General features: G+C 57.6%; 11 protein-coding genes. 7 read left to right on the plus strand and 4 right to left on the minus strand.

The genetic code is table 11. The annotated features are described in order from the left end of the window. The coding region (locus Q0288_RS00200) for a trypsin-like serine protease (protein WP_299425360.1) at positions 1-384 on the minus strand (384 nt) is incomplete at its 3' end. 155 nt (positions 385-539) lie between these two features. Here Q0288_RS00200 and Q0288_RS00205 point away from each other — a divergent pair. After that, positions 540-1,340, plus strand: coding sequence for an RNA methyltransferase (locus tag Q0288_RS00205; protein WP_299425362.1), 801 nt, complete (start codon positions 540-542; stop codon positions 1,338-1,340). Here Q0288_RS00205 and Q0288_RS00210 read toward each other — a convergent pair. Further along, entirely contained in the window at positions 1,330-1,998 is a 669-nt protein-coding gene (locus tag Q0288_RS00210; RefSeq protein ID WP_299425365.1) for an ElyC/SanA/YdcF family protein, read from the minus strand. The genes Q0288_RS00205 and Q0288_RS00210 overlap by 11 nt on opposite strands. A 174-nt stretch (positions 1,999-2,172) precedes the next feature. On the opposite strand from Q0288_RS00210, the gene groES reads away from it, so the two are divergent. From groES to Q0288_RS00225, 3 genes are all read left to right on the plus strand, one after another. Then, a complete protein-coding gene (groES, locus tag Q0288_RS00215; RefSeq protein ID WP_299425369.1) occupies positions 2,173-2,466 on the plus strand; it encodes a co-chaperone GroES in 294 nt (97 codons plus the stop codon). Positions 2,467-2,565: 99 nt separating this feature from the next. Continuing rightward, a complete protein-coding gene (groL, locus tag Q0288_RS00220) occupies positions 2,566-4,206 on the plus strand; it encodes a chaperonin GroEL (protein WP_299425372.1) in 1,641 nt (546 codons plus the stop codon). 284 nt (positions 4,207-4,490) lie between these two features. Further along, a complete protein-coding gene (locus Q0288_RS00225; RefSeq protein ID WP_299425375.1) occupies positions 4,491-5,141 on the plus strand; it encodes a hypothetical protein in 651 nt (216 codons plus the stop codon). A 182-nt stretch (positions 5,142-5,323) separates the two neighbouring features. Here the strand turns inward: Q0288_RS00225 and Q0288_RS00230 are convergent, their stop codons facing one another. Then, on the minus strand, positions 5,324-5,626 hold the full coding sequence (locus Q0288_RS00230; RefSeq protein WP_299425377.1) for a helix-turn-helix domain-containing protein: 303 nt from the start codon (positions 5,624-5,626) through the stop codon (positions 5,324-5,326). A 228-nt stretch (positions 5,627-5,854) separates the two neighbouring features. Further along, positions 5,855-6,208: a helix-turn-helix domain-containing protein gene (locus Q0288_RS00235; protein ID WP_299425380.1), complete on the minus strand. Its 354-nt coding sequence runs from the start codon at positions 6,206-6,208 to the stop codon at positions 5,855-5,857. Between the two features lie 128 nt (positions 6,209-6,336). Here Q0288_RS00235 and Q0288_RS00240 point away from each other — a divergent pair, with 128 nt between their 5' ends. The 3 genes from Q0288_RS00240 (at position 6,337) to Q0288_RS00250 (ending at position 9,134) form a co-directional block, all read left to right on the plus strand. After that, complete coding sequence (locus Q0288_RS00240; protein WP_299425383.1) at positions 6,337-6,873, plus strand: YceI family protein; 537 nt, start codon at positions 6,337-6,339, stop codon at positions 6,871-6,873. Between the two features lie 122 nt (positions 6,874-6,995). Next, positions 6,996-8,090, plus strand: a complete 1,095-nt coding sequence (locus Q0288_RS00245; RefSeq protein ID WP_299425386.1) for a VOC family protein — start codon at positions 6,996-6,998, stop codon at positions 8,088-8,090. An 87-nt stretch (positions 8,091-8,177) separates the two neighbouring features. Then, positions 8,178-9,134, plus strand: coding sequence for a ring-cleaving dioxygenase (locus Q0288_RS00250; protein WP_299425389.1), 957 nt, complete (start codon positions 8,178-8,180; stop codon positions 9,132-9,134). Positions 9,135-9,558: the final 424 nt, after the last annotated feature.

Here is a 9,558-nt window from a genome sequence, read left to right on the forward strand (position 1 = left end):
GAAGAAGGCGCTGGGGTTGTATTGCGGATGGGTGTATGGCGTTCCACCGGTCTGCCCTGTAAAGGGGAAACCGTTGCCGGGTCTGCCTGCATCTACGTCGGCATCAAACCAGATTTCTACTTTTGCAGCGGGTGCTTCCGTGCAGTGCCCTGCGGTCAGGAAGATGGTGGGGGACATGAGGGTGCCACTGCACCGCCACAGAGGGTTGCCGTTAGCGTCTTGAGCCACCATCAAACCTACATAGGGGTGGCGGTTGCCGTCGAGCTCGCCATGGGTGATTTGAGAGGAGACCCCATTGCTCGCGGTGTTCTGAATGGAGTTTCCACACGCCGCAAGGGCCAGGGCCAAACCTGCAAATAATGTCAGCCTGCTAGATTGCTTCATAAGACCTCCCGACTGGATGTCCCAACATCTGGATGGGCATTTCATACAATAAGCCCGACCTGGGCGTATTAACGAGAAATAACACCATTACCTTTCGTTACTAATTTGCTTTGGGGTGGATGGGTGGGCCACTGCTCGTTGGCTAAGATGGGCTCATGCGCATTACTTCGACCTCGAACCCCCATATCAAGGCTGCCACCGCGCTCATGGAGCGCAAGGAGCGGGTGCGAACGGGGCTTTTTTTGATGGAAGGTTCGCGTGAAGTTGAGCGGGCGCTGGCAGCAGGTATCGAGATAATAGAGGCTTACAGGGGTGAGCGCCTCGATGCAGACGAAGCACGAGTGGTAGCGAAGTTGGGCAGGCTCGAGCGCGTGGAGATAGTAGAGGTTTCCGAGCCGGTACTCAAAAAGCTCAGCAGTCGGGAGAATCCAGCGGGGGTGGTGGTGGTTGCCAGAATGCCCAAACCTTCCCTGTGGGATTTTGTACCCCCCAAAAACGCTTTGGTGCTGGTCTCGGTGGGGCTAGAAAAACCCGGCAACCTGGGGGCCTTGCTGCGCTCGGCGGACGCAGCCGGCGCCGATGCGGTGCTGGTGGCAGGCGGGGTGGATCTGTACAGCCCCCAGGTGATTCGCAACTCCACGGGGGTGGTCTTTTTGCTTCCCACGTTTGCTGCGCCGGAACAGGCGGTGCTGGACTGGCTCAGGCAGTACCAGATTCCGCTGGTCGCCACCACGCCGCACACCGATAAGACCTACTGGGATGTGGACTTATGTGGGCCAGTAGCGATTGTGCTGGGGACGGAACACCAGGGGTTGAGCGGCGCGTGGCTGGACAGGGCAGACCTGAAGGTCAAGATTCCGATGCAAGGCCAGGCCGACAGTCTTAATGTATCAGTCACATCGGCATTGATGCTTTACGAGGTAAAAAGACAACGCCGATCAGGTTCTATTGGATAGGGTCTACCCCAATCCGAATCGGCTCCCCCAGGAATCTGGGCTGGGTGCCCAGCAAGAACAGATCCAGCACCATCTGTACCCGGGCCAGGCGTTCGCGGAACTGGGTGTTGGAGTTAAACCATTCGGGTACCTCGGGCGCATTGAACCCAATGGCCTCCAGACCGCGCTCTCTGGCAATAAAAACCGCACGTTGGTTGTGGAATTCCTGGGAGATGATGGTGAAGCGCTGCTCCCCGAAAACTTCCCTGGCACGTACCACCGAGTCCAGGGTGCGGAACCCGGCATAGTCGTGGTAGATGCGCTCTTTGGGAACCCCGTGGGCAGTCAGGGCGTCGCGCATGGCCGAGGGTTCGTCGTAGTAGCGGCTCGAGTTGTCGCCACTGACCAGAAGGTAATCCACCTTTCCGGCCTGGTAGAGCTGGGCGGCGGCCTGGATGCGGCCCACGAAGTAGGGGTTGGGTCTGCCTCGAGCGGTGGTGGGGCCAGTGCCCAAGACCAGCCCCACGCGGTTGTAGGGAACCTGATCCAGGTCGGCATAGAGCCACGGCTGGCTCACGCGCTCGACCCAGGCGTTAATTCCGAACAAGAAAAGGGGAGTGGATAGCGCCAGTAATCCGCCAATCCAGAGTAGATATCTAAGTAATCCAGTCCAGTGCACACTTTCAGTATAGAATTACAATCTGAACTTGATATTAGTGGGCTCAACAGTTCTGGGTCTTGTGGCCTAGCCCTCTTGACATTCTCATGGACAAGCCAAAATAATATGATTTCGGGTTGACACTCGAATCAATCAAGTGTCAGTACACCATCTGGAAGCAAAACAGGAGGACACATGCCAACCAAGACAGCCATCAAGCCTTTGGGCGACCGTGTTGTGGTACAACGCGTAGAAGAAGAGCAAGTGACCCGTGGTGGGATTGTGCTGCCCGATAGCGCCAAGGAAAAACCCCAGAAAGGCAAAGTGATTGCCGTGGGGGCTGGCCGTTACGAAGACGGCAAGCGCATCCCGATGGACGTGAAGGAAGGTGACATCGTGGTGTTTGCCAAATACGGCGGCACCGAGATTGAGATCGATGGCGAGGAGTACATCATCCTCTCCGAGCGTGACCTGTTGGCAGTGATGTAAATGGAAGCCGATAGCTGATGGTCTATAGCCCATAGCCAAAAACCAAATGCTATCAGCTATGAGCTATACGCTATTAGCGCGATTGAAAGGAGCACAACAATGGCAAAAATGCTGGTTTTTGATGAAGCCTCCCGCCGTGGTCTCGAGCGCGGCATGAACGCAGTAGCCAACGCGGTAAAAGTAACCCTTGGCCCCCGTGGGCGCAATGTGGTGCTGGAGAAGAAATTTGGCAGCCCCACCATCACCAAGGACGGGGTCAGCGTGGCCAAGGAAGTGGAGCTTGAAGACCATCTGGAGAACATCGGCGCCAAGCTGATGATCGAGATCGCCTCCAAGACCAATGACATCACCGGCGACGGCACCACCACCGCGACGGTGCTGGGCCAGGCCATCGTTCGCGAAGGGCTGCGCAATGTAGCGGCAGGGGCCAACCCCCTCGACCTTAAGCATGGCATCGAGCAAGCAGTGGGAGTTGCGGTGCAAACTGTACAGGAGATGGCGGTGCCGGTCAATGACCGCAAGGCCATCTTTGAAGTTGCCAGCGTGTCGGCTAACAACGATGCCGAGATTGGCAACCTGATCGCCGACGCCATGGAGAAGGTGGGCCGCGAGGGCGTCATCACCGTTGAGGAGTCCAAGAGCCTCGACACCGAGCTGAACTTCGTCGAGGGCTACCAGTTTGACAAGGGTTACATCTCGCCCTACTTCGTCAACAACCCCGAAGCAATGGAAGCCCAGCTGGACGACCCCTACATCCTGATCACCGAGAAGAAGATCACCAACGTGCGCGAGCTGCTGCCCGTACTCGAGCAGGTGGCCCAGACCGGCAAGCCCATGCTGATCATTGCCGAAGACATCGAGGGCGAAGCCCTGGCCACCCTGGTGGTCAACCGTTTGCGGGGCACCCTGAACATCGCTGCCGTGAAGGCCCCTGGCTTTGGCGACCGCCGCAAGGAGATGCTCAAAGACCTGGCCGCCATCACCGGCGGCACCGTGATCAGCGAAGAGTTGGGCTTCAAGCTGGAAAACGCTACCCTCTCGATGCTGGGCCGCGCCGAGCGCGTACGCATCAACAAAGACGAGACCACCGTGGTGGCCGGCAAGGGCAAGAAGGAAGACATCGAAGCCCGCATCAACGGCATCAAGAAGGAACTCGAGTCCTCCGATAGCGAGTACGCCAAGGAGAAACTGCAAGAGCGTCTGGCCAAACTGGCCGGTGGGGTGGCGGTAATCCGCGTAGGGGCCGCTACCGAGACCGAGCTCAAGGAGAAGAAGCACCGCTACGAGGATGCACTCTCCACTGCCCGCGCGGCTGTGGAAGAAGGCATCGTGCCTGGCGGTGGCGTGGCCCTGCTGCGCGCAGCTCCCGCCATCAAGAACCTGATCAAGGAGCTCGAGGGCGATGAGGCCACCGGGGCCAAGATTGTGCTGCGGGCCGTCGAAGAGCCCGCCCGCCAGATTGCAAACAACGCTGGCTATGAAGGCAGCGTGGTGGTGAATGGCATCCTGGGCAAGAAAGATAAGAACTACGGCTTCAACGCCGCAACCGGCGAGTACGGCGACATGATGGACTGGGGCATCGTAGACCCAGCCAAGGTGACCCGTACCGCCCTGCAAAATGCTGCCTCTATCGGCTCGCTGATTCTTATGACCGAGGCCGTAGTGGCCGAGAAGCCCGAAGAGAAGAAGGCTCCTGCCATGCCAGCCGGTGGTGGCATGGGCGGCGACATGGACTTCTAAGCCAGGCTCAGAACAGCACACCCAACCTTTCGGGGTTGGGTGTCTGCTTTGGCGCTGAACCTGCTGCACTGGCCTCGAGTTTGTCCGGGGCCTTATCACCCCTACTACCGTGGGGTCTGTCCTCAGTACGGAGGCCAGAACCTTTATCCTTTGCTACGCTGAGCAGTGCTGCGACGAACCCAAAGACCTCTGTCCCGAAAAAAAATCATGAGTGGGAGAAGACTCGCCAGGGCTTGTTAGTACTTGCACAAATATGATATTTTCGCCCGCAGGAGACCGTTCTTATGAAGAAATTTCTCATTACCGTCATCGCTGTTCTGGGCCTGGCTGCGCCAGCCTTTGCGCAATTTAGTGTGGTCGCACGCCTGGATGCTAGCTACAGCACCACCCTGGCCCCCAACCTGACTGCCGGGGTCTTGGGTCGTCTGAATGTGCCCATCACCCCTGCTTTTGGGGTAGGGATTTTGGTTCGGCCTTTTGTGCAGTACGGAGCCGATCTGGTGGACGATGGTCCCCTGAACGTGAGCGCCTATGCTCGAGTGCGCCTTCCGATCCGCCTTGATGCGGCCCCTACCAGCGGTTTTGGCCTTAGTATTTCCCCCCAAACTGGCGTGGATCTGGCCTATTACCTGGGCGGCGGAGCCAGTCTCAGCAGCGGCCTGCGCCTTTTTACCGACCTGCCCATCGCCCCTTCAGGCGGTAGCTTTATCTGGCGGTTGGATGGCTATGTCGAGGTTGGCTATGCCCTGGAAATGCTCAGCCTGTATGCAGGTATCTCGCTCGACCAGATTGTGCCCAGCCCCTTTGATCAGACCCTCTACTTGGGGGCTAATTACGAAATCCTCTCCAGCCTGAGCTTCAACCCAGAATTCGGGTTCAGCAACTTCGACTTCAATACCGCCTACCTGCTGTTGCGCTTTGCTATCAGACTCTAAGCTGGGTATCTCCGCGTCAGGAATTTGCAGTGCCCTGGGAGGCGCACAACGGAGCTGCACCGAAACAAACCCCAGTAATGCATCTCATCCCAGGCCATCACTGAAATTTCTATCGTGGGCGCACTTAGAGGCAGTACAAAAACCTGTCGAGCAGGCTGGCTGGTTTTTGCTTGGTCCCGACTTTAGCTCAGTTGTTCTTCCCAATGGGCAAGGGCCTCGAGGGCGGGTTGCAAGGCCTGCCCCTGGGAGGTCAGGGCATAGTCTACCCGTGGGGGCACCTCGTGGTATTCGGTTCGGCTAATCAGACCAAACTCTTCCAGCTCTTTTAGTCGTAGCGATAGGGTTCGCGGGGGCAGGGTGGTAACCTGCTGCAGCGCACCAAATCGCAATGAGCCGCTGTGGAGTGAACGCAGAATGGTGTATACCCCACGTTGGCCCAACAACTCGAGTACTGCCTCGAGGGGCTTTTCCACAGATGGAATCATGCTTAAAGCATAACTACGCCTAGTCCAACGCAGGTATACCAGCATTACAATGCGACCATATGCTCGCTTTGGAAATAATTCCAACAAACAGAACCGAAAATTATAGGAACCACCATAAGGTTTCGGCTACCGCAAAATAGGTATGGTTCTGCATAAGAGCCACCCCAGAGTATTAAGACGAAAAATTAGTCCAGGATACTAACCCTGACCGCCAGCAACCCAGGTTTCCTACTTTGCAATGGGCTCCGGCAGGTACTCCCGCCCCCAACGATCTATGGCCTCAATCACGGCCTGTAAGGCTTGCCCGGCCTCGGTCAGGGCATAGCTGGTGCGCGGTGGCATGGTGGAGTGGATGGTTTTGGAGATGACATCCAGATGCTCCAACTTTTCCACCCGCTGGGCAAGCGTGGCCGGATTACAACCGCCCACCGCCCTGGATAATTCGTTAAAGCCTTTGGGGCCATCCAGTAAGCTGCGAATGATATGCAGGGTCCACTTTTCCTGCAACACATTAATAGCTTCGTAGACAGGGCAAAAGCTGTGGTCTACTTCGGAGTCTTCCGGGGCAGCAAAACCGACCATGGTACCAGTAGTATATCACATTTACAACCTGCTTTCAAAACTGTAGCACTTGACGAAACATATCACTATAAAATACTATGTGTTTGTTGATCCGAAGTAATAAACCGGATCAGACCAAGGAGAACAAAATGAACTGGAATCTGGATAGCAGCCACACCACTGTCGCTTTCGCTGTCAAGCACATGGGTATCTTCACCGTTCGCGGCCAATTCAAAAAGGTTACAGGGACCATTGTGGCCAGTGAGCAAGGCGTGCCCAGCAAAATAGAGGTTGCCATTGATGCGGCCAGCATCGAGACCGGCGAACCCCAGCGCGATGGCCACCTGCGTTCCCCCGACTTTCTAGATGCCGAGCAATACCCCGGGCTGCGTTTTCTGAGCAACCAGATTGAAGCACTGGGGGGTAGCCAGTACAGAGTCCACGGCGATCTGACTATCCGCAACATCACCAGGCCGGTGGTGCTCGAGACCCAGCTCAGCGCCCCGGTCAAAGACCCCTGGGGCCTGACCCGCACCGGTGCTACCGCAACGGGCATTCTCAACCGTAAAGACTGGGACTTAACCTGGAACCAGGTGCTGGAACTCGGCGCACTGCTGGTCGGGGAAGAGGTCAAATTCACCATCGAGGTGCAGGCAGTCGCGGCTCCGTCAACGGTCGTGGTGTAAAGTCGCTGGTTTTACAGGGCTGTGGTGCATACACACCCGAGCCGGATAAAACCGGAGTATTGTGGGTAAGTGATTCTATGGTGCGAATCCCGGCGTATTCTGTCCTTGGTTGAGGAAATAGCATGCGAAAGGTTAGTGGAATTCATCACATCACCGCGATGGCGGGCCATCCACAGCGCAACCTGGAGTTCTATACCGGTGTGCTGGGGTTGCGCCTGGTCAAGGTAACGGTCAATTTCGACGACCCCGAGACCTACCACTTCTACTATGGCGATGGACTGGGCCGGCCCGGCACCCTCCTGACCTTCTTTCCCTGGCAGCGGGCTTTGGCCGGACGTGCTGGGGTTCACCAGGTGGCCATCATCAGCCTGGCGATTCCGCTGGATAGCCTGGGCTACTGGATGCACCGCCTGATGGAAAAGGGGATCGGATATGAGGGCCCCCTGCGTCGCGTCATCCCTGGCCCGAAGGGTTTAGAAGACGTTAAGGTATTGGCCTGCAAAGACCCCGATGGTATCGCGGTGGAACTGGTGGCGGCCCCCAGTCTGCCCGCCATGCGGTATTGGGCGGGAGCACCGGTACCGGAGGAGTACGCCATCCGGGGAATTTTCGCGGTTCAGATGTGGGTGTTGCGAACGGAACCTTCGGTGCGGCTGCTCGAGGCGTTGGGCTATCAGCTACTGGGTCAGGCGGATTCCATTACCTACCTGGGCCCACCCCAGGACAGGAGCCCCTTGGGCCGCCTCGAGGTGCGTGAAACCGGCGAGTTCATGGCTGCCAAAGGGGGCGTGGGTACGGTACACCATGTCGCGTTTGCTGTACCCGATGCTGAAACCCAGCAAGCCCTGCGGGAGCAGCTCCAGCGCAGGGGCGTTCGGGTTACGGCGGTGCAGGATCGCCAGTATTTCCGCTCGATCTACTTCCGTGAACCAGGGGGCATTCTGTTTGAAATTGCCACCGAGATCCCTGGTTTTACCCGCGACGAGTCCTTTGAAAACCTGGGTACCGGCCTGCGCCTCCCCGAGTGGCTCGAGCCCATTCGAACCCAGATCATGCACAAGCTCCCGCCCATCCCCTATGCATCGCCCCTGCCGGTGCAAGAGCCAGAGGGGGTTTTGGTTTCAGCAGCATCGAGTAAAGTCCAGGACGATGGGCAGGACACCCCCCACCCAACCTTGTCGAAAACCAGGGCTGAAAGCCCTGGTGAGCAGGAGTAGTTTTGTATCCTGGAGCGGTTGATCTTTCAGATTACAGTTTGGTAGAAGGTTTTTCTACACGATCGTGACCATGCGAAAGGAGTGGGCATGAAACCCGTCAATGGACTGCATCACGTTACCGCCATTGCAGGCAAAGCCCAGCGCAACCTGGATTTTTATGCGGGGGTGTTGGGGCTGCGCCTGGTTAAGAAAAGCGTCAACCAGGACGATCCTGGCACCTACCACCTTTTCTATGCCGATGCCGAGGGACGCCCTGGCACCGACCTGACCTTTTTTCCATGGGAAAACATGGCCCCTGCCCGCAAAGGCACCGGGCTGGCTGTGGAGGTGCAACTGGCGGTGCCGCAGGGAAGCCTGGCTTTTTGGGAAGCCCGGTTGCAGGGTTACGGGGTACGACTGGGAGACAGCGAGGAACGCTTTGGCGAAAAAGCCCTTCCCTTGCGAGACCCCGATGGCCTCGAGGTCGCCCTGGTCGAGACCTCCCCGCGCCCCTTTAGCCCCTGGGAGCGCACCCACGTACCGGAAAACCGCCAGATCATGGGTTTGCATGGTGCGAGGCTGTGGCAACAGGTTCTGGCCCCCAGCGCCGATTTTCTGACCAGGGTGATGGGTTTTGAGTCTGCCGGACAGGAAAACGGCTGGAGCCGCTATGCGGTGGCGGGGGGCGGCTCGGGCCAGTTTGTAGACATCAAAGAACTGCCCAGTCAGCCTAAAGGCCAGTGGGGTACTGGTAGCATTCACCACCTGGCCTGGAGCGTGGATGATACCCCTCACGAGATGGCGGTTCGCAAACAGATCCTGGCAGCGGGAATTCCAGCAACCAAACAGATAGACCGCTTCTGGTTCAAATCGGTTTACTTCAACGAGCCGGGCGGTGTGGTTTTCGAACTGGCCACCGATGGCCCCGGTTTTGCAGTGGACGAAGACCCCGCCAGACTGGGGGAGTCGCTGGTGCTGCCCCCGTGGTTGGAACCCCACCGACCGCAAATTGAGGCCGTGCTACCCAGGCTCGAGGCCCCCAGCCCTGGCCTGCCTGAACACTAATTTATTCCGTCGGAAAGGTATGGTGCAGTTCTTGTCAAGCCAGGTTGGAGAGGCCACCCTCGGGCGCTGCCGAACTCCCAAGCACGTCTTAGAGTACGACCTGGTAACAGATACGAGGCTGCCAAATGCGACCAGGATGGAAATTTCCGTTATGGTCTTTACGAGATTTGCTTTTGGGGTTTGCCTCGGAGCGCCCCGTTGCCAGGACTCTACTCGGGTAGCAAATGCCTCACGTGACGATACTTAATTGCCCCACAAGGATGGTTCCTATGACTCCCTTATCCTTTATTCACAGATTTGAAGCGGGTACTTTGCCCAGCACGCTACTGCTACTCCATGGCACCGGCGGCAATGAACACGATCTGATACCGATGGCCGAGCAGCTAGCTCCAGGTGCCCATATACTTTCGCCCAGAGGGAAGGT

It is taken from the genome of uncultured Meiothermus sp. (assembly GCF_937863175.1).
In the GTDB taxonomy this organism is placed as follows: Bacteria; Deinococcota; Deinococci; order Deinococcales; family Thermaceae; genus Meiothermus.